This window comes from Thalassobacter sp., from assembly GCF_982993085.1.
In genome coordinates, this window is record NZ_CEZFMW010000002.1 from 57,579 (window position 1) to 75,303 (window position 17,725).

Consider the following 17,725-nt stretch of genomic DNA (forward strand, 5'->3'; position numbering starts at 1 on the left):
TCACGTGTCGCCTTCCCCGGCAATGTCGATGTCGATGTCGATATCGTCCGAGTTCGGGGTGGCCAGATCACGTAGAAGCTTACGCAGGTTCGAAGAAACCTCTTCGCGGATATCAGCAAAGATCGGCTCCAACTCCTCGTTAGTATTGTTTTGCTCGGCCATTGCGAACGCCCAGAGCAGCAGATCCATACCTTGGACCGAATAACCGCTGTCGGCAGCACGCAGATAAATTTTCTGATAGAAATCGTGATGCTTGTTCAGCAGTACAGCCCCGACATGTCCCGCATCACCAGCGCTTCGGTAGCTGGGTTCCCATAGGTCCCCCGAGGTGATCGACTCAACCGGTTGGATATAGAGGTTTGCCGGATCGACATTGTTTTCGATTTTCTGTTTGATTTTGATGCGGCTGCCGCGGTTGTTCGTGACAACAGCCGTTTGGGTATTCTCGTCCGCAGCGTCAACACTCGACTTTCGGGTGTTGGGAGTTCCGGCGACCGTATTGTTTGCAGACTTGTGGTCTATTATTGCAGCGGCAGCCGCTTTTTGCGTTTTCTTGCGATACCGCAGGTTTGCTTCCCGTCGCGCCGGAGCTAACAGGCTTCCCAAGTATTCCGATAATGCCGGATCCAGCAGGATACGCGACTTCTTGACATCTATGGAGAAGGCCTCATCCAGTTCATATCCAAAGTCAAATTCGACGCGGAGAAGCGACATATGTGGATCGAGTCCGCCAAAAACGCTCAACCACCCACCATTGCTGATAAGCCGGCCTTCACGGTAGATGTAAAAGCCTTGGCCTTGGTTCGAAATACGTGCCTGCGTCTTTTCATCGCCTGTCAAATCATCGCTGTGAGGCAAGATCCAAGCGGCGACTCCTGCCTTGTGGGTGCCTCCATCTTCGACCTGAATTTCCATAGCTTGTGCTGTTTTCGAAAGAACTTGTTCGGATTTCTTCTTGAAAAAAGGGTCCCAAGGTTGAACCGATTGGCCGTCGATTGCAATTTCTATTTTGCGTTCCCGATTATCGGTTGCGTCCAGAAAACGATGATAAATCATGCCAACATGTGATCTCAAGCCGTCTGACAGACGTTTGATTGCGGCTTTTTCTTTCGATCCGCCAGGCTCATCGTAATTCTTTGTTAGGATACGATCACATTTTGACCAGATTACGAGTGTCCCGGAACCAGTTCCACACAATTCGTCAAAGGTTTCTTCTTCATCAACGGTAACAGGAGATTGGCTCATCTCCCATTTCCCAATTTTTTCGACGTGGTCAAGATCCCATGTAAGCTTATTGAATTCCGCATCACCGGATATTCTTGAAATGACGGTAAACTGTCGGCATACCGAAGTGGATGCAGTTTTCAGCCCAAGACCAAATTTGCCCAGGCTTTCAGGGTTTTCCCGCTGTGGCGCGCCATAGCGCATTGCCTTGAAGACGCCATCTGCATCCATTCCAGAACCGTCATCTCCAAAATATACAAACTTCCTGCCATCTTGGAGTAAATCAACCGAAACATTTATCTGTTTTGCACCAGCAGCAACCGAATTGTCGATTATGTCTGCGGCGGCCGTACGAAAATTGTATCCGGTATCGCGGAGGCCGTTAATCAGCCTAGGTGCATCGGGTTCATTGATCAAATCTCTGCTCATTCGATAGTCCTTGGCTCCCGTTTTTAGGGAAAAATTGTTTTGACTTCTGCGGCTTGTGAGTCCACATCTCCAAATTTTCCAGAACTTTGCAACCAAAGAGTGATCTTCTGGATGAGTTCCGGCGTGTTTTTCTGCCGGGTTGCGCATTCCCAAACCACCAAAACCCGCCAGCCCATTTTCAATAGGGTGTCGATGTTGGCTTCATTCCGCGCCCTGTTACCCAATAGTTTCTGCATCCAAAAGTCGGTTCGAGTGCGGGGCATCTTGAAATTTTTGCAGCCCGCATGGGCGTGCCAGAAGCAACCATGTACGAAAATGGCAACGTTGAAACGCGTCAGGACTAGGTCCGGAGTTCCCGGTAAATCGCGGCGGTGGAGGCGAAATCTGAAGCCTGCGGTGTGAAGGCCGCGACGGATTACAATCTCTGGTTTTGTATCTCGGCACTGGATGCGCGACATCATTTCTGAACGTGAGAGCGGTTTTCTGATTTCTTCAGGCAATGCTCTTACCGGGTTTTCTAAGCGCAACGGTGTTGCGCAACCATGGTTCCATTGCGTTGGCAACAGCCGCCACCGCCGGTGCCGCGACGGCGTTTCCAAACTGCCGGTAAGCTTGAGTATCCGATACTGGAATTATCCAGGGATGATTTGATCCGGGTTTGTCGAACCCCATCAGGCGAGCACATTCCCTCGGCGTCAAACGGCGCGGAATTCCACCCGACTGCGCAATCAGGATTTCCGAACCATCCTTGTAATATCTCGCCGACAAAGTGCGGGCCACATCTTCGGGTCCCCGCAATCCAAAGCCAAAACCGTTGCCTTTTGCCTTGTGTTTCGCTGCGTAGTTTTGAAGGTATTCCCAAAGCTTCGGCGTGAGCGTGTATTTCGAGGCAACCGTTGCCTGAGGCCCTTCAGTGAAAGGTTCTTCAGCTATCTCGGAACCATCCTCGGGATGCAGGATATCACCCAGTTTGGGAGGTTTGTAATCGGGGAAAACCACATCATCCATTGTGAAGTTGGTTGGGTAGTCCCGACGAAACCCAACAATGAAGATCCTCTCCCTGTGCTGTGGCACCCAACTCTGGGCATCGATAACCCGATAATCGACATCATAGTCCAACTCGTCCAAGGCATGCAGAATAACCCGCATAGTATTTCCCCGATCATGGCTGAGTAGGTTTTTCACGTTCTCGAGCAAAAATGCTTTTGGACGGTGATGCCTGAGAATGCGAACAACATCAAAAAATAGGGTTCCCTGGGTCTCGTCAGCGAAGCCATGCGCACGGCCAAGTGAATTCTTTTTCGAGACACCTGCAATGGAAAAGGGTTGGCAGGGAAATCCTGCGAGGAGGACATCGTACTCGGGAATGTCATTTTCGTCTATTTTGGTAATATCGCCATAAACTTTATGATCATCGTGGGGGAAGTTTTCACGGTAAGTCTCTTGTGCAAACTTGTTCCATTCGGACGTGAAAACGCATTGCCCACCGATAGCCTCAAAACCTATCCGCAAACCGCCGATTCCAGCGAACAAATCGATAAATTTGAACGGTGCGTCTGCTGAACTCATAGTCTGCAACCCTCTGTTTAAGCCGCGGACCTTTATGGCTTAGGCTGTCCTCTATCTCATACCATGCCTTGGTACGGTACGAAAAGGCTAAGCCTGAAAACAAGTGAATGGAACGAAAACCGTTGATATTGAGAAGAACCGAGGTGCTGGGTCCAAGTCATCAGGATGCCTTGGGAGTGCTTCCTGATTGAAGGTTCCACTCCATCGGAAACCGCTCCAGCAGTGCCGCCAGAGTCATTTCCGGCGACTGCCGCCCGTCCAGAATTGCCTCAACGATATCCGGTGCTAGTAGGCTGAGGCGCAGGACGCGGGTCAAGTAAGTCAGGGCGAGGTTTTCATACTTGGCTAGCTCGGTGATGGTGGTGAACTCGCCGCTTTCCAGCATCCGCTTCCAGCGAAAAGCACGGGCCAGCGCCTTGACCAGCGTGTTGTCCATCTTGCTTTGGTTGGATGCCCCGTCTGGCATCTGCATCTCCTTGCGGCCGCCGCGCTTCACGAGACGGAACGGGATGTGGACCGTCACCGTTTCCGGTCCTGGCGTCGCGCGGGTCATGCCGCCGTCCCGAGATCTGCCATCATTTCGCGTGCCAGCCCACTCAGGCCATCCATGCGGAGGCGAACATTAAGGCCATCGGTACCGATGTCGACCCGCTCAACCAAAAGTGTTGCAATGCGTGCCTGCTCGGCAGGGAAGAGTTCGTCCCAGAGCGGATCAAGGCGTATCAGCGCGTCACGGGCGTCGGCCTCGGTGATCTCGTCATCCTGCGTGCGTGCCGCTTTCCATGTGCCCGCCACAATCTCAGGCTGGCGGAACACGGCGCGGAGCTGGTCGATGACGGCGGTTTCAATTTCGCCTGCCGGAACTCGGCCGACCGGACACGACCCCGCGCCGTGCTTCAATACCGACTGGCTGACATAGTACCGATAAAGCTTGTCGCCTTTACGCGTGTGCGTCGGCGAGAACGCGGCACCATCTGGGCCGTAGAGCAACCCTTTGAGTAGCGCGGGTGTATCGGCGCGCGTGCGGGCGGCGCGCTTGCGGGGGCTTTCGGTCAGGATGGAGTGGACCTTGTCCCAGATAGCGCGGTCGATGATGGCGTCATGCTCGCCGGGATAACTGTTGCCCTTGTGGACGGCTTCGCCAATGTAGGCGCGATTATTGAGCAGGCGGTACAGGTATTTCTTGTCGATCCGATTGCCACGGCTGGTCAGAATACCGTGCGCCGCCAGTTCCCGTGCCAACAAGGTGCCCGATCCGATTTCGATGAAACGCGCGAAGATCCAGCGGACATTGGCAGCATCGGCTTCCTTGATGATCAGCTTGCGGTCCTTCACTTCATAGCCCAGTGGCGGCACGCCGCCCATCCACATGCCCTTCATCCGGCTGGCGCGGACCTTGTCCCGAATACGTTCCGCCGTCACCTCGCGCTCAAATTGGGCGAACGACAGCAGGATGTTCAGCGTCAACCGTCCCATGGACGTTGTGGTATTGAAGGACTGGGTGACCGACACGAAGGTGACGCCATTCCGGTCAAACACCTCGACCAGCTTGGAAAAGTCCATCAGCGACCGCGACAGGCGGTCGATCTTGTACACGACAACCACGTCCACCAGCCCATCCTCGACATCAGCTAGCAGGCGTTTCAGGCCGGGGCGTTCCAGCGTGCCGCCAGAGATGCCGCCATCGTCGTATTGATCCCGCACCAATACCCAGCCCTCGGATCGCTGGCTGGCAATGTACGCCTCGCAGGCCTCTCGCTGGGCGTGGAGGCTGTTGAATTCTTGCTCAAGACCCTCCTCGGATGATTTCCGGGTGTAGACAGCGCAACGCAGCTTCCTGACGATTGGTTTGGTCATGCGCCTCTCCGGTGGTTTTTCAGGCCAAAGAACACCCAGCCGTTCCAGCGCGTGCCGGTGATCGCGCGGGCAATGGCCGACAGCGATTTGTAAGGGCGGCCCTGCCAGTCGAAGCCGTCAGAAGTGACGGTGACGAGATGCTCAATGCCCTGCCATTCTCGGATCAGCCGTGTTCCGACGATAGGTGTCAGGTCGGCGCGGATGCGGCTCTTCTTGCGATCGCCCCCGTCCAGCTGTTCGCCGAGGGTTTCCAGTCGCCGGATCGTGTCCGGCTTCAGGCCGCCATAAGCCAGTTCCTGGATGCGGTAGGCCAACCGGCTCTCGAGATAACGACGATTGAACGGCGGCGGCTCACTGTCGAACAGGTCGCGCCATTGTTGCTTCAGGTCTGGCGTCGACGTGGTCTTGAGCGCGGCCAGGCGCGCGGGAATGGGATCTTGTTTGGTCATGCATTTCTCCGTTGAGTTGGAGTTGCATGACGCCATTCGTCGGCCGGATAGTGTAGGTAACTTTCTCTAATATTGTCAGATACTTCCGCTCGGTCCCGCATCCGCAAGCGAACCAGTCCGAGAGCCAGCATCCCGCATAGGTCGGAGCGGCGTTCCGCTGGGGTCATCTGGTCGGGCGGGAATGGGTTGGGTCGTTTCATGTATTGGGTAACCTTGATTGGTCGTGTCGTTACCAATCAAAAGCCATCCCGAAGCCCCTTTTGGGACATGCCGCACCCTGTGCTGGCCATTACGTGTGAACACATAGTGAACATACCCTATTGCGAAAGAAAGTCTCGTCAACGATGATCAAAGGCTAGAGCAGGCAGAGAGCAAGCAATCGTTGAGGTAATTTCATGGCACGCAAAGCAAGTCCGATCGGTCCCAATATCCTGGCGTTGATCGAAGAGGCGCGCATTGACCTTACCCGAGCAGCACAGTCCGTTCGGAAATGCGTCAATCCCGTTCCCAATTGCGCAACAGGCCATCGCAATTTCTAATTCAGAATATGACGCCACGTTTGCAGACTGCAGAGTAAATAAGCGTTTTCGGAGACTTATATGGTACGTGCCCCAGCCAAAACCTGCCCGAATCTCTCTCGATTGCTCAATGACGCAGAGCCGTCATTGCTATCTGCATTTTTACGTAGCAGGTCATTCGAGAGGCTGGACTGGCTGGAGAACTACCAGTTCGAGCCTGATAGCCTGGAAGGTCCTGCTACCGCCAGCAAAATGCTGCATCAGGAAAACAAGGACCGCTTGGGGCCACTAGAGTCGGAGGCCGCGCGCATTGCCACCCTCATCGCGGACCGAGGTCAATTCGTGCTCGAAGGCTTGGCCAAGGCGAAGCTCGAACCGGAGCGCTCCCGGGAACTCATGAACCAGCGGGATCAGCTTGCGCGCAGCCTTTGGGCCTTCACTCGCGAACAGAGCCTGTTCGAAGCGGCCGAAAACAGCCTGCACCTGCGCATGTACCGTCGCTACGACAAGCACTATCAGACGTTTATGGCCGATCCGTCCACGGACGGTGGTCCTGACGCTGGCAGCGAAATACTCGATGCGCTGCTTTCCCAGCTGAATACCGAGCTGGATCGAGGAGACGGATATAGCATTGACCGGTTCGACATTCCGGAGGATGGGGACGAACCGGCTGCCGAGATGTATCTGCTATTTCACCCCAACCCTCCGACCAGCGTTCGAGAGATTGATGATTCCGGCAATCGGTCCCGCATCTATTTCCGACCGCCGGGTGAAGCGATGATCGTCTACACGCCTTCGACAGGTCGGGTTCATGTTCGGGCAGGCAACAGAACCTTACGCCACACCATCGCCGAGCGGTTCATTGAGACGGCTTTGGATCAGACGTATTCGAACCAGCCGGTCGATTTTCAGGCGTACGATATCTCGCAATTCCTGAACGGGTTTCATCTGGAAACGCCTGAACTGGAAGACGCAGTAATCCTACGTGCTCAGGTGATCCGTGCTGAAATCAGCGTTGTTAATTTGGCAAATCGCCTTTCTCTATCGACGACGATAAATCAAAACTTATCTACAATTATTGGTGGTCAGCCCGGTCTTGACCGCATTTTCTCCCGCGCCGTCGCGATCCGCTTTGTGGAAATTGCAGTCAGGTATCGCCGCGCCGGCGTATCACATGAGAAAACACTCAATTTCACTTTGACCGACCGAAACACAAGCAGCCTGCTCAGCTTGGACGATCATTTCGAGCGCGTACTCGGTCACCGGTTGCTTCGGCGTTGGAACATCATGCGGGAGGGGCGCGCCCCGAGCGCTGATGAAGGCATGGCCATTGTGCCTGCACTGCTCGCCATCTGGGACATCGGCGCCGACAGGATCGCAGGCGCATGGCTGCTGGATCGCGGAATCGATCCGGCTCTTCTGACAGAATTGGGTTTCCTTGTGCCCGCGGGCTGGGAAGGCGACGACCTGATCGATGACGAAGACGGAATTGGCCCGGTTGCGGCAGAAGTCGTTGCACAACCGGACGAGGTCGCTCTCAAAGTCGCAGAGGGCCATGTTACCCCCAGTGGTGGCAGTCCAGATCGTTATAGAATTTATCGTGTGCGCGATGGCTGGGTCGAGGAGCATCTTCGCGCCCGATTGGCAGATACGCTGGATGCGCCTGCCATCGAGGAATTGAATAAACATCTGCAGTATCTTGGCACGCTCGAGATCGACAACCGGGATGTTCCGATCTACCTGGCTCGCAGTCTGGACCAGGAAAAAGTCAGGGCGTCGGTCGACGGAGAGCTAAGGGCACGCAGCAGCCTTGGGATTGGGCTGGTGCTGCAGGCTGGAAACGCGGCGGGGGCGTGCCTTGCTGCGAATGTTCTGACGCCTCTTGCCGATCACATGGAAGCCGACGAACCGGAAATCACCTTGGTTGCGGACAAGCTCAAGGCCATCTTTCGACGCGACCAATCTCTCGCGCGAGGCGGGCTGACCGTGCAGCTTGAACGCACTGGCGAAAATTCCGGAACGCTTTTTGTGCCGGGAAAGGGATCCATCGACATATCGGGTGAACAGAGGCTGCTCGTCGTTCAGCGGCTTGTGGACGCCCACAATAATGGCCCCGCACCAATCGTAACAGCAGATCTTATTTCAGGCATTGAGGACCAATCATTGTCCAACATTTTTGGGTCTGTGCTTTGGAAAAAGCTCAAGGCAGACTTTGTCCGATCTCCGAAACGTAAGTGGTGGGAAATCGCGATCTGAGATCAACTCCGATCCGGCTCCGTTCCGAGGTCTGACGAACTCCGATTCTTGCGTCCAATAGGAGTGCTCCACAGCAAAGAGGAGCACTTCCAATGCCGACTCCCGACACTTCTCGCCAGCCAGCCCAGACGAACTGGACCGGTGGCGCCAAGACGAAACCCACCCCTTTCAGCCCCGAATGGCGCTGTACGCGTTGTGACAAGCTGCTCGGTGTCTGCCGGGACGGCCGCATGCATCTGCGTTTTGCGCGAGGGCACGAGTATTTCGTGGGCTTTCCGGTTCAGGCCACGTGTCGCGGCTGCGGCACGCTGAACCAGGCGCAATCACCCGCGCGCTGAGGCGCGCATCTCACCAATTTCCTGAAATCGCAGAGACGCACGACGTCCTGACCTGGCCACGACAAGGCGCTGGACGCCTGGCCGCAAGGCAGGCGTCCAATGTCCATCGCGTGGCACGAGATCCGTGATCACCTCATGTTGTCTTCTTCAACTCTCGAATTTCAAAGTAACTTCGAAGCGCTTCGTCGCAACAGCGAACCGCTCGCACATTTCGCTGATCCGGCCTCATTGCTGGACACGCTGCACGTCAGTGGCCGCGGCCCAGCTGAGAAAAACCGGCTGCTGGTTGCACTGGTCAGGGTCGCGCAGTCAGGCGACGCAACATCCGATTGTGCCCTGACGTTGATGCTGCTGGCGCTCTGGCCGGGGCTGGATGCCGTTCGGCGCAGATCGATCTGGCGCAAGGTCGGCACCGGCGATGAGGTTGCATCAGAAATCCTTGCACGAGCTTCCGAGGCCATTCGTGGTCTGGATCCGCAGCGGGTCAATTGGATCGCGGCAACCATCCTGCGGAACATCGAGCGGGACCTGATCAGAACGCGCCAACGCGAGGACAGGCGCCAGAGCCTCCGCAGTGAGGCCGATCCCGACGAAATCCCGGCCGACGGTGAAGTGCTGTCGGCTGACGCCATTCCCGAACTGCTCCACCGCGATCTGGTCCGCATCATCGGCACGGAAGCGGATCTGGTGATCCGTGTGGCCATCGACGGTTTCTCCCAGGCCGAGGTCGCGTCCGAGATGGGGCTGTCCGAGGCGGCGACGCGCAAACGCTATCAGCGGGCGACTCGGCGTCTGCGCGACGTCCTGCAAGAATTTCGCTGACCGGATGTCCCGATCCCTGCGGCGCGGTGGCTTTTCCCATTCAGACGCCACCGCGCGCCCCACTCAAACCGAAAGTCGACCAGCATGATCCGCAAAGCCGACCTCTTGTCCGCAGACCTCAAGCGCATCCCCGGCCTCTACCGCCGCTGGGAGTTGCCGGAAATCCTGCAGAACCAGCGTGCCTACCGCATCGAAAATGCCGGTGCCCATCAGGACGGGACGCCACTCGTGGCGGTCTACGCCGATGCGGGCCAGCCGGACGACCTGCACAACGCCTCAATCAAGGACGCCGAAGCGGCCTCGGTTCCCGGTGGGACGATGTCGCGGCGGCCTGAGTAAAGGGGAAAGGAGGAGACATGTTCATGGAAACCACACCCTTTATCACGGTTCGCGCCAGCCGACCGCTGTCCGAGCTCGCGTTCTGCGCCTGGGTGGCGCAAGCCGTTCCCGGCGACCGGCTGGAATACCATCGCGGCTTTCTGGTGCTCGACGTCTTCCCGATGTTCTCAAAACTGTCGGATGCGGCGCGGGCCGAATTGAGCAGGCTTGGATCGCGGGCCTTCTGGGCCGCTGAACTTGGTCTCGTGCATCTCGTGCAGGAGCGCGTGGGCCCGGATCAGTTCGCCTACATCGCCGTCGCCCGGCCCAAGCCGAAGGCCGCTGCCGTCTCGCTGTCCGAGCTGCTGCTCGCCGAACAGGGGCAGCCCGGCCACGCCACCGGTTCGAGTGGCAGGGCTGCCGCGTGATGCCTGCATTCCAATCCTTTTTCACCGATCACGGAGACCATTTCATGCCATTCCCCGAGAACACCCCAACGCCGGACGATCTACCGTCCCTCAGCGCAGCCGAAATCGCGGCGCTGCCGGTCGAGTTGCTGGCGATCCTGCAGCGCGAGATCGACGAGCGTCTGAAGCGCGACAGGGCCGCCAAGACTCGCTTCGATGCTGGACTGGCCGTTCGCTACTCCACTCGCGCCACCGAGGAACGCCAAGCCGCAGACAAAGACACCGGCACCGCCCGGTTCGACGACGGCGATTTCACCGTGGTCGCTGATCTGCCGAAACGGGTGGATTGGGATCAGGATCGGCTGGCCGATATGGTCGCGCGGATCCGCGATGCCGGGGACGATCCCTCCGAATATGTCGATCTCGCTTACAAGGTGCCAGAGCGCAAATACGCGGCTTGGCCCGAGGCGATCCGCGCCGGTTTCGAGCCCGCACGCACGGTGCGGCCCGGCACGCTGAAGGTCGAGATCCTAGCGCAGGGGGCCGACCAGTGAGCCTCCCCATCATCAGCGCCGATCAACGACTGTCCGAGCCGCGCGGCATCAAGGGCTGCATCTTCGGCAAGAGCGGAATTGGGAAAACCTCCCTTCTGTGGACGCTCGACCCCGACCGCACGTTGTTCATGGATCTCGAAGCGGGCGATCTGGCCATCGAGGGCTGGGCAGGTGACAGCATCCGGCCGCGCACATGGACGGAATGCCGGGATTTCGCGGTGTTCATCGGCGGACCCAACCCGGCGCTTCGCGACGAGCAACCCTATAGTCCGGCGCATTATGCCGCCGTGTGCGAGCGCTTCGGCGATCCCGCAATACTCGATCGCTACGACACCGTTTTCGTCGACTCTATCACTGTCGCCGGGCGGCTGTGCTTCGGCTGGTGCAAGGGCCAGCCCGAGGCGCTGTCGGAGAAGACCGGCAAGCCGGATGTCCGTGGCGCTTACGGTTTGCACGGCCGCGAGATGATCGGCTGGCTCACTCACCTGCAGCACACGCGGGCCAAGAACGTCTGGTTTGTCGGAATTCTCGACGAGAAGCTCGACGACTTCAATCGCAAGATGTTCCAGCCGCAAATCGACGGCTCCAAGACCGGACTCGAGCTGCCGGGGATCGTCGATGAGGTGATCACCATGGCTGAGCTGACGTCCAACGGCGGTGATCTGTACCGGGCCTTTGTCTGCCAGACGATCAATCCGTGGGGTTTTCCGGCCAAGGATCGCTCGGGCCGTCTGGACCGGGTCGAAGAGCCTCATCTCGGCCGCTTGATGGCGAAGATCCGGACAGCTGCGACGCCTCCATCAGAACGGCTGACCTACGCCCCGCCGCCCGCCGATCCGGCGGCCGACAACCAATCCCAACCGCAATCCTGAACATAGAAGGAGGTTCCCCATGGGTTCCTGGAACGATTTCAACGACGCGCAAAGCAACACCAACCTCATCCCCAAGGGCACGCTGGCCAAGGTACGCCTGACGATCCGCCCCGGCGGCTTCGACGATGCCTCGCAGGGCTGGACCGGCGGCTATGCGACGCGCGGCTCCACTGGCGCGGTGTACCTGAACGGCGAGTTCACCGTGACTGAGGGCCAATATGCCCGGCGCAAGATCTTCACGCTGATTGGCCTCTACAGCCCCAAGGGGCCCGACTGGACCAACATGGGCCGCAGCCTGGTGCGCGGCATGCTGAACTCGGCGCGCGGGATTTCCGACAAGGACATGTCGCCCGAGGCGCAAGCCGCGCGGCGCATCAGCGGTTTCGCCAATCTCGACGGCATCGAGTTCGTCGCCCGCATCGACATCGGCACCGATGCCGGCGGCGACGACAAGAACGAGATCCGCAGCGCGGTCACGCCGGATCACCGTGACTATGCGCAGATCATGGGCACGGCGCCTCTTCAGTTCAGCGGAAGTGCCCCGCAGCAGGATAGCGCCGCCACGCCTTCGTCCAATCCGCCAGCAGCCAACCCCGGTGCTCCCGGGCGGCCGAGCTGGGCTCAGTAAGGGGGTTCGGTCATGCGCCTGCGTCCCCGCCAGAAAACCTTTGTCGAGCGCAGTGTGGCTGCGCTTGGCCAAAGCGGCAACACGCTCGGCGTGGCACCCACCGGCGCGGGCAAGACGATCATGCTCTCGGCGGTCACCGGCGAGATGATTGGTGATGGCGCCAAGGCCTGTGTGTTGGCGCATCGCGACGAGCTCACGGCGCAGAACCGCGCCAAGTTCCAGCGTGTGGTGCCGGAGGCATCCACCTCGGTGATCGACGCCACCGAGAAATCCTGGGGCGGCGATGTCACCTTCGCCATGGTGCCCACATTGGCGCGGGCGCCGAACCTCGCCGACATGCCACGCCTCGATCTGCTCGTGATCGACGAGGCGCATCACGCGGTGGCGGACAGCTACCGCCGCATCATCGACCGGGTGCGCGATGCCAATCCCGACGCGAGGGTGTTCGGGGTGACGGCAACGCCGACCCGCGGCGACCGCAAGGGACTGCGCGAGGTCTTCGACAATGTCGCCGACCAAGTGCGTCTGGGTGAGTTGATTGCCTCGGGCCACCTGGTGCCGCCGCGCACCTTTGTCATCGATGTTGGCGTGCAGGAGGAATTGAAATCGGTCCGAAAGACCAGTGCGGATTTCGACATGACCGAGGTGGCCGACATCATGGATCGCGCGCCAGTCACCGACGAGGTGATCCGCCACTGGCGTGAGAAGGCGGGCGACCGGCAGACCGTCGTGTTCTGCTCCACCGTCGCCCACGCGGAACATGTGACCGAGGCGTTTCGCGCGGCGGGGATCACGGCTGCGCTGATCCACGGCGATCTGCCGGCCGAGACCCGCAAGGCCATACTCGCCGACTACGCGGCAGGCGTCATCCGCGTCATCATGAACGTCGCTGTGCTGACGGAGGGCTGGGATCACCCTCCCACCTCTTGCGTCGTGCTCCTTCGGCCCAGTTCCTACAAATCTACCATGATCCAAATGGTCGGGCGCGGGCTGCGCACGGTTGATCCGGAGGAGCATCCCGGCATCGTCAAGACCGACTGCGTGGTGCTAGATTTCGGGACATCGAGCCTGATCCACGGCACGCTGGAACAGGATGTCGATCTGGACGGCAAGATCGGCACTGGTGAAGCCCCCACTAAATTCTGCCCGACCTGCGAAGCAGAAATTCCGCTCGCCACCACCGAATGCCCGCTCTGTGGTGAGGTGTTGCTGCAGGATGCAGGCGAAACGGGCGCGGAGGCAGTGCCACTCTCGGGCTTTGTCATGACCGAGATCGACATGCTGAAACGCTCCAGCTTCGCTTGGGTGGACCTCTTCGGCTCAGACGATGCATTGATGGCCACGGGCTTTACGGCGTGGGGCGGCATCTTCTGGATGGACGGCGTCTGGTACGCCATCGGCGGGGCCAAGGGCGAGCGGCCACGCTTGCTGGGCGTCGGCGAACGCACCGTCTGCCTCGCGCAGGCCGACGACTGGCTGAACTCCCACGAGAGCGATGAAAGCGGCTTCAAGACCAAGGCGTGGTTGCGCCAGCCACCGACCGACAAGCAGCTGAAATACCTGCCGCCTGAGTGCCGGCACGACTTCGGCCTGACGCGCTACCGCGCCTCGGCGCTGATGACCTTCGGCTTCAACAAACGGGCCATCCAAGCCGCCGTAAACGCGGTGGCCGGATCCGAACGGAGAGCGGCATGACCCATGACATCTTCACATCACATCACGGCCGAGGAGCGGCAGCGTCTCTGGCATCCGCGTGGCACGCTCTGTGCTGTCTGCCGGCAACCCACGCGTGGTTTTGGCTGGCGCGATCCACACCGGTCGAAGCGGCCCCGGCCATCGGCCTGGTTCTGCTCGATGCCCTGCCAGGGCTTCTGGACGCGTTTGGCGCGGGAGCGTTTTGCCATGGTTGATCTGACCGAAGAGGAACGCGCCGCCGTCACCGCCACCATGAAACGCGTCGCACTGCTGATGGACGAGATCGGCTGGCAGACAGCCTTCGCCGATCTGACCGAGGCACAGGTGCGCGCCCTGATCGAAGAGGCCGTCGAGGGCTTCCGTGAGGCCATGTCCGATATCGCCCGGGTCCAGACACCGGAGGTGCCATTCTGATGCTGGACTTCAATCACCGGCCCTCCACAGCCGAGCGGATCAACGCACTGGTCGACGCAGCCCTCATTGCCGAGCGCCAGGCCACGCCGCCCAGGACCTATCTTGGCGCGTCCCGCCTGGGCCACGCCTGCGAACGCGCGCTGCAGTTCGAGTTCGCCGGTGCGCCGAAGGATGGCGGTGCCGACTTCAGCGGACAAACGCTGCGGATCTTCGCCATCGGGCATCAGCTCGAGGATCTCGCGATACGCTGGCTGCGCGCAGCCGGGATCGATCTGGTCACCCAGAAACGCGATGGCGGCCAGTTCGGCTTCTCCGTCGCGGGCGGTCGCATCCGTGGGCATGTCGATGGGATCATCGCTGATGCCCCGGCAGCATTTGGTCTGCGCACCCTGGCGCTTTGGGAATGCAAGACCATGAACGCGAAGAACTGGCGCGCCTGCGTGAAGGACGGCGTGACGGTCTCCAAGCCCGTCTATGCCGCCCAGATCGCGATCTACCAAGCCTACATGGAGGCCTCGGTGCCCGGAATATCGTCCGCACCGGCGCTGTTCACCGCGATCAACAAGGACACGGCCGAGCTGCACCACGAGCTCGTCCCCTTCGATGCTGATCTGGCGCAGCGCATGTCCGATCGCGCCGTGCGGATCCTGCAGGCCACAGATGCTGGCGAGTTGCTACCGCGGATAGCTTCCAATCGCGACTTCTTCGAATGCCGGTTCTGTGCCCATGCCGAGCGGTGCTGGGGGCTGGCCACATGACCGACGAGCCCACCGACCCAACCAACCCCGAGCAGGACCCGACCATGCGCGACGACACGACGCCCGATGAGATCAAGGAGAACATCGTCCATTTCAACCCGTGGCGCGATTTCAACGACGCGGCCCCGCAGATCGACGTCTTCGGCGACGAGCCCGATCCCGAGCAGATCGCCCAGTTCATGCAGGTCGTCTTCGGCTACTGCGAAGGCCTGATTCCGGTCCGTAGTTTCATTGACAAAGGCCAGGGCATCGATGGCCGCCCGCATAACATCTGGCTGGAAGCGGATCAGGCCGCGCCCGAAAAGATGGCGACCTTCGCCACATGGGCCTCGCGGGAGGGGGCAGCGGTCTACGTAATTCCCGGCACCGTTGCCGCGTCCGGCCAGGCCAAGGCCGCCGAGATCTTGCAGATGCAAACCGTGGTCGTCGACCTCGACACCGGCGATATTGCCGCAAAGCGTGCCCATCTGGAGCGCCACCTCGGCGCACCGACCATGGTGGTTGAAAGCGGTGGTGTGACGCCCGAGGGGCAGCGGAAAGCGCACGTGTGGTGGACACTGACCGAGCCTGCCGAGGGTGACGACATCCGCCATGTGACCCGACTGCGCGGCGACATCGCGGCCAAGGTCGGTGGCGACATGCATTTCCGCTCGGCCCACCAGCCGATCCGGGTGGCAGGCAGCGTTTATTACAAGAACAGCCTGAAAACGCAGGTGCGGATCGTCGAGCTAAACGCCGACCGCGAACGCGACCTGGCCGAGTTCATGGAGGCCGTGACCGACATGCCGCCCGCGCCGGGCGTGTCCCTGCAACCCGAGTTCAGCCATCCCGACAAACCGGCGATGGACGATGTGCTGGTCACCCCGGTGCGCGAGGGGGCGCAGGACGATTGGTCCCGCTTCGAGGGCGCATCTGCTGCGATCGGGTATTTCATCCGTATGGTCCACGAGGGCCGGATGACAAAGGACGAGGGCTGGGAAGGCATCTGTGGCTACAACGCCGCCATGCTGCGGCCGCAGTGGCCGGTGGAACGGCTCAAGCGCGAGTCCGAGCGGCTCTGGAACCTGCATGTCGAGAAATACGGACTGCCCCTGATCCGTCTGACCAATGGTGCACCGGGGCCGGAGGACATGCCTGCCTTCACGCTCGGCGCGCTGCTGGACGACCAGAGCCCCATGCCGCAGGACATCATTGCGCCGCGCGTGCTGACGCCGGGCGGGCTGCTGGTGCTGGGTGGCGCGCCCAAGGTTGGCAAAAGCGACCTGCTGATCTCCTGGCTCGTGCACATGGCCGCAGGCGTGCCGTTCCTCGGCTTCACCCCGCCGCGGCCTCTACGGGTCTTCTATCTGCAGGCCGAGATCCAGTATCACTATCTGCGGGAACGCTTGAAGCAGATTGCCCTGCCGCCAGAGGTGTTGGCCGCCGCGCGCGATACCTTCGTCGCCACGCCCAAGCTGAAGATGCTGCTCGACAACGAAGGCAGCGTGCGGGTCGCGCGCGCCGTGCAAAACGCGTTCCCGGATGCACCGCCGGACATTCTCTGCGTCGACCCGATCCGGAACCTCTTTGACGGCGGGCCCGATGGCGGCGGCGAAAACGACAACACCGCCATGATGTTTTTCCTGAAGGAACGGGTCGAGGTGCTGCGCGATCATATCGACCCCGACTGCGGGGTGATCCTGATCCACCACACCAAGAAGCTCAGCAAGCAGCAGGTGAAGGACGATCCGTTTCTCGCGCTCTCCGGCGCCAGCGCGCTGCGCGGGTTCTATACCTCCGGCTTGATCCTGCACCGGCCCGACGAGGATTGCTCGCAACGAAAGCTGGAGATCGAGCTGCGCAATGGCCCCGCGTTGCCGCCAAAGGTGATCGACAAGGTCGGCGGCCAATGGGTCGAGATCAACCCGATGAACGAACGGTTGGTGCGCCAGGAGGTTGGCGCGAAGCATGACGCCGAGCGTGTGCGCAAAGGCGAGGTTATCGTCAACATTCTCGATCGCGAAGCGCGTGCGGGGCGGATGTACACGATGACGCTGTTCGCCGAATCTTTTGAGAACAAAAGCGGCCTCAGTGGGCAGACAACCATTCGGGACCGGCTGAATGTGATGACGACCAAGGGGGTGATCAAGTTCGTCAAAGGCGACGCGGCGAGCGATCTCGGCCTGGCATCTGACCGCAGCAAGTACGGCTATCTCTGTGTGGAATACATGGAACTGGCGACCGATGGTGAAAAGGTCGATCCGGACACCGGCGAGGTTGGCCAAGCTTATGTTCCTGTGCGCCCCAGCCACTACAAATGCCCGCAGACTGGAGCCCTGTTGCCGGTCGAAAACCCCGCCATCTGGGTCTATCCGGAAGGGGGTGACGCATGATTTTTCCGCTCCGGATCCATTCCGAAATCTGGCGTCCAAATTCCGAAATCTGGCCAGATTTTGCGAAATCTGAAATCCTGGCGAAATCTGGAATCTGGCTTTTTCCATTTAGTTTCAGAGACTTGGAAGGTCCTTTCCAGATTTCGGAAGGGTGTTTCCGAAATTTGCTCCGCAATCTGGATTTGGTCAATAAAATCAGTGTCCTACGCCAGATTTCAGATTTCAGAAAAGTCCCCCCTAAAGGG

Annotated in this window: 19 protein-coding genes; 13 read left to right on the forward strand and 6 right to left on the reverse strand. The window is 59.6% G+C overall.

The window, feature by feature from the left end; all coding sequences use genetic code 11:
* From AC4GMC_RS00720 to AC4GMC_RS00745, 6 genes are all read right to left on the reverse strand, one after another.
* Window positions 1-1,653 (reverse strand): ATP-binding protein, encoded by a 1,653-nt coding sequence (locus tag AC4GMC_RS00720; protein WP_487877505.1) that lies wholly within the window; start codon window positions 1,651-1,653, stop codon window positions 1-3.
* 23 nt (window positions 1,654-1,676) lie between these two features.
* Complete coding sequence (locus AC4GMC_RS00725) at window positions 1,677-2,153, reverse strand: very short patch repair endonuclease (RefSeq protein ID WP_487877504.1); 477 nt, start codon at window positions 2,151-2,153, stop codon at window positions 1,677-1,679.
* On the reverse strand, window positions 2,146-3,222 hold the full coding sequence (dcm, locus tag AC4GMC_RS00730) for a DNA (cytosine-5-)-methyltransferase (protein WP_487877503.1): 1,077 nt from the start codon (window positions 3,220-3,222) through the stop codon (window positions 2,146-2,148). Before dcm ends, AC4GMC_RS00725 begins: the two co-directional genes overlap by 8 nt.
* Before the next feature lie 160 nt (window positions 3,223-3,382).
* Complete coding sequence (locus AC4GMC_RS00735) at window positions 3,383-3,775, reverse strand: hypothetical protein (protein ID WP_487877502.1); 393 nt, start codon at window positions 3,773-3,775, stop codon at window positions 3,383-3,385.
* Window positions 3,772-5,079 (reverse strand): recombinase family protein, encoded by a 1,308-nt coding sequence (locus AC4GMC_RS00740; RefSeq protein WP_487877501.1) that lies wholly within the window; start codon window positions 5,077-5,079, stop codon window positions 3,772-3,774. Before AC4GMC_RS00740 ends, AC4GMC_RS00735 begins: the two co-directional genes overlap by 4 nt.
* Window positions 5,076-5,528: a DUF2924 domain-containing protein gene (locus tag AC4GMC_RS00745; RefSeq protein ID WP_487877500.1), complete on the reverse strand. Its 453-nt coding sequence runs from the start codon at window positions 5,526-5,528 to the stop codon at window positions 5,076-5,078. The genes AC4GMC_RS00740 and AC4GMC_RS00745 overlap by 4 nt, the downstream gene beginning before the upstream one ends.
* Before the next feature lie 599 nt (window positions 5,529-6,127).
* Here AC4GMC_RS00745 and AC4GMC_RS00750 point away from each other — a divergent pair.
* The 13 genes from AC4GMC_RS00750 to AC4GMC_RS00810 all read left to right on the forward strand — a co-directional run bounded on the left by AC4GMC_RS00750 (window position 6,128) and on the right by AC4GMC_RS00810 (window position 17,480).
* A complete protein-coding gene (locus tag AC4GMC_RS00750) occupies window positions 6,128-8,302 on the forward strand; it encodes a hypothetical protein (protein ID WP_487880217.1) in 2,175 nt (724 codons plus the stop codon).
* A gap of 92 nt (window positions 8,303-8,394) precedes the next feature.
* Window positions 8,395-8,640 (forward strand): hypothetical protein, encoded by a 246-nt coding sequence (locus AC4GMC_RS00755; protein WP_488051946.1) that lies wholly within the window; start codon window positions 8,395-8,397, stop codon window positions 8,638-8,640.
* Window positions 8,641-8,739: 99 nt separating this feature from the next.
* Window positions 8,740-9,462 carry an RNA polymerase sigma factor gene (locus AC4GMC_RS00760; RefSeq protein WP_487880216.1) on the forward strand — a complete coding sequence of 241 codons (723 nt, stop codon included), beginning with the start codon at window positions 8,740-8,742 and terminating at the stop codon, window positions 9,460-9,462.
* 84 nt (window positions 9,463-9,546) lie between these two features.
* Window positions 9,547-9,801, forward strand: coding sequence for a hypothetical protein (locus tag AC4GMC_RS00765; protein ID WP_487880215.1), 255 nt, complete (start codon window positions 9,547-9,549; stop codon window positions 9,799-9,801).
* Window positions 9,802-9,824: 23 nt separating this feature from the next.
* The gene (locus AC4GMC_RS00770; RefSeq protein ID WP_487880214.1) at window positions 9,825-10,208 is read left to right on the forward strand and encodes a hypothetical protein; all 384 of its coding nucleotides are present in this window, start codon (window positions 9,825-9,827) and stop codon (window positions 10,206-10,208) included.
* Window positions 10,209-10,252: 44 nt separating this feature from the next.
* Window positions 10,253-10,741, forward strand: coding sequence for a hypothetical protein (locus AC4GMC_RS00775; protein WP_487880213.1), 489 nt, complete (start codon window positions 10,253-10,255; stop codon window positions 10,739-10,741).
* A complete protein-coding gene (locus AC4GMC_RS00780; protein WP_487880212.1) occupies window positions 10,738-11,613 on the forward strand; it encodes an ATP-binding protein in 876 nt (291 codons plus the stop codon). Before AC4GMC_RS00775 ends, AC4GMC_RS00780 begins: the two co-directional genes overlap by 4 nt.
* A 19-nt stretch (window positions 11,614-11,632) precedes the next feature.
* A complete protein-coding gene (locus AC4GMC_RS00785; RefSeq protein WP_487880211.1) occupies window positions 11,633-12,241 on the forward strand; it encodes a hypothetical protein in 609 nt (202 codons plus the stop codon).
* A gap of 12 nt (window positions 12,242-12,253) precedes the next feature.
* On the forward strand, window positions 12,254-13,936 hold the full coding sequence (locus tag AC4GMC_RS00790) for a DEAD/DEAH box helicase (RefSeq protein ID WP_487880210.1): 1,683 nt from the start codon (window positions 12,254-12,256) through the stop codon (window positions 13,934-13,936).
* The gene (locus AC4GMC_RS00795) at window positions 13,933-14,151 is read left to right on the forward strand and encodes a hypothetical protein (protein WP_487880209.1); all 219 of its coding nucleotides are present in this window, start codon (window positions 13,933-13,935) and stop codon (window positions 14,149-14,151) included. The genes AC4GMC_RS00790 and AC4GMC_RS00795 overlap by 4 nt, the downstream gene beginning before the upstream one ends.
* Window positions 14,144-14,350 (forward strand): DUF6511 domain-containing protein, encoded by a 207-nt coding sequence (locus AC4GMC_RS00800; protein WP_487880208.1) that lies wholly within the window; start codon window positions 14,144-14,146, stop codon window positions 14,348-14,350. Before AC4GMC_RS00795 ends, AC4GMC_RS00800 begins: the two co-directional genes overlap by 8 nt.
* Entirely contained in the window at window positions 14,350-15,108 is a 759-nt protein-coding gene (locus AC4GMC_RS00805; protein WP_487880207.1) for a hypothetical protein, read from the forward strand. The genes AC4GMC_RS00800 and AC4GMC_RS00805 overlap by 1 nt, the downstream gene beginning before the upstream one ends.
* Window positions 15,105-17,480, forward strand: coding sequence for an AAA family ATPase (locus AC4GMC_RS00810; RefSeq protein ID WP_487884309.1), 2,376 nt, complete (start codon window positions 15,105-15,107; stop codon window positions 17,478-17,480). The genes AC4GMC_RS00805 and AC4GMC_RS00810 overlap by 4 nt, the downstream gene beginning before the upstream one ends.
* Window positions 17,481-17,725 lie beyond the last annotated feature (245 nt).

Bases quoted from the DNA above. Each gene is read 5' to 3' on its own strand.
- AC4GMC_RS00755 (WP_488051946.1), top strand. From the start codon at position 8,395: ATGCCGACTCCCGACACTTCTCGCCAGCCAGCCCAGACGAACTGGACC.
- AC4GMC_RS00760 (WP_487880216.1), top strand. From the start codon at position 8,740: ATGTCCATCGCGTGGCACGAGATCCGTGATCACCTCATGTTGTCTTCT.
- AC4GMC_RS00770 (WP_487880214.1), top strand. From the start codon at position 9,825: ATGGAAACCACACCCTTTATCACGGTTCGCGCCAGCCGACCGCTGTCC.
- AC4GMC_RS00795 (WP_487880209.1), top strand. From the start codon at position 13,933: ATGACCCATGACATCTTCACATCACATCACGGCCGAGGAGCGGCAGCG.
- AC4GMC_RS00740 (WP_487877501.1), bottom strand. From the start codon at position 5,079: ATGACCAAACCAATCGTCAGGAAGCTGCGTTGCGCTGTCTACACCCGG.
- AC4GMC_RS00805 (WP_487880207.1), top strand. From the start codon at position 14,350: ATGCTGGACTTCAATCACCGGCCCTCCACAGCCGAGCGGATCAACGCA.
- AC4GMC_RS00750 (WP_487880217.1), top strand. From the start codon at position 6,128: ATGGTACGTGCCCCAGCCAAAACCTGCCCGAATCTCTCTCGATTGCTC.
- AC4GMC_RS00775 (WP_487880213.1), top strand. From the start codon at position 10,253: ATGCCATTCCCCGAGAACACCCCAACGCCGGACGATCTACCGTCCCTC.
- AC4GMC_RS00800 (WP_487880208.1), top strand. From the start codon at position 14,144: ATGGTTGATCTGACCGAAGAGGAACGCGCCGCCGTCACCGCCACCATG.
- AC4GMC_RS00765 (WP_487880215.1), top strand. From the start codon at position 9,547: ATGATCCGCAAAGCCGACCTCTTGTCCGCAGACCTCAAGCGCATCCCC.
- AC4GMC_RS00790 (WP_487880210.1), top strand. From the start codon at position 12,254: ATGCGCCTGCGTCCCCGCCAGAAAACCTTTGTCGAGCGCAGTGTGGCT.
- dcm (WP_487877503.1), bottom strand. From the start codon at position 3,222: ATGAGTTCAGCAGACGCACCGTTCAAATTTATCGATTTGTTCGCTGGA.
- AC4GMC_RS00785 (WP_487880211.1), top strand. From the start codon at position 11,633: ATGGGTTCCTGGAACGATTTCAACGACGCGCAAAGCAACACCAACCTC.
- AC4GMC_RS00745 (WP_487877500.1), bottom strand. From the start codon at position 5,528: ATGACCAAACAAGATCCCATTCCCGCGCGCCTGGCCGCGCTCAAGACC.
- AC4GMC_RS00810 (WP_487884309.1), top strand. From the start codon at position 15,105: ATGACCGACGAGCCCACCGACCCAACCAACCCCGAGCAGGACCCGACC.
- AC4GMC_RS00720 (WP_487877505.1), bottom strand. From the start codon at position 1,653: ATGAGCAGAGATTTGATCAATGAACCCGATGCACCTAGGCTGATTAAC.
- AC4GMC_RS00735 (WP_487877502.1), bottom strand. From the start codon at position 3,775: ATGACCCGCGCGACGCCAGGACCGGAAACGGTGACGGTCCACATCCCG.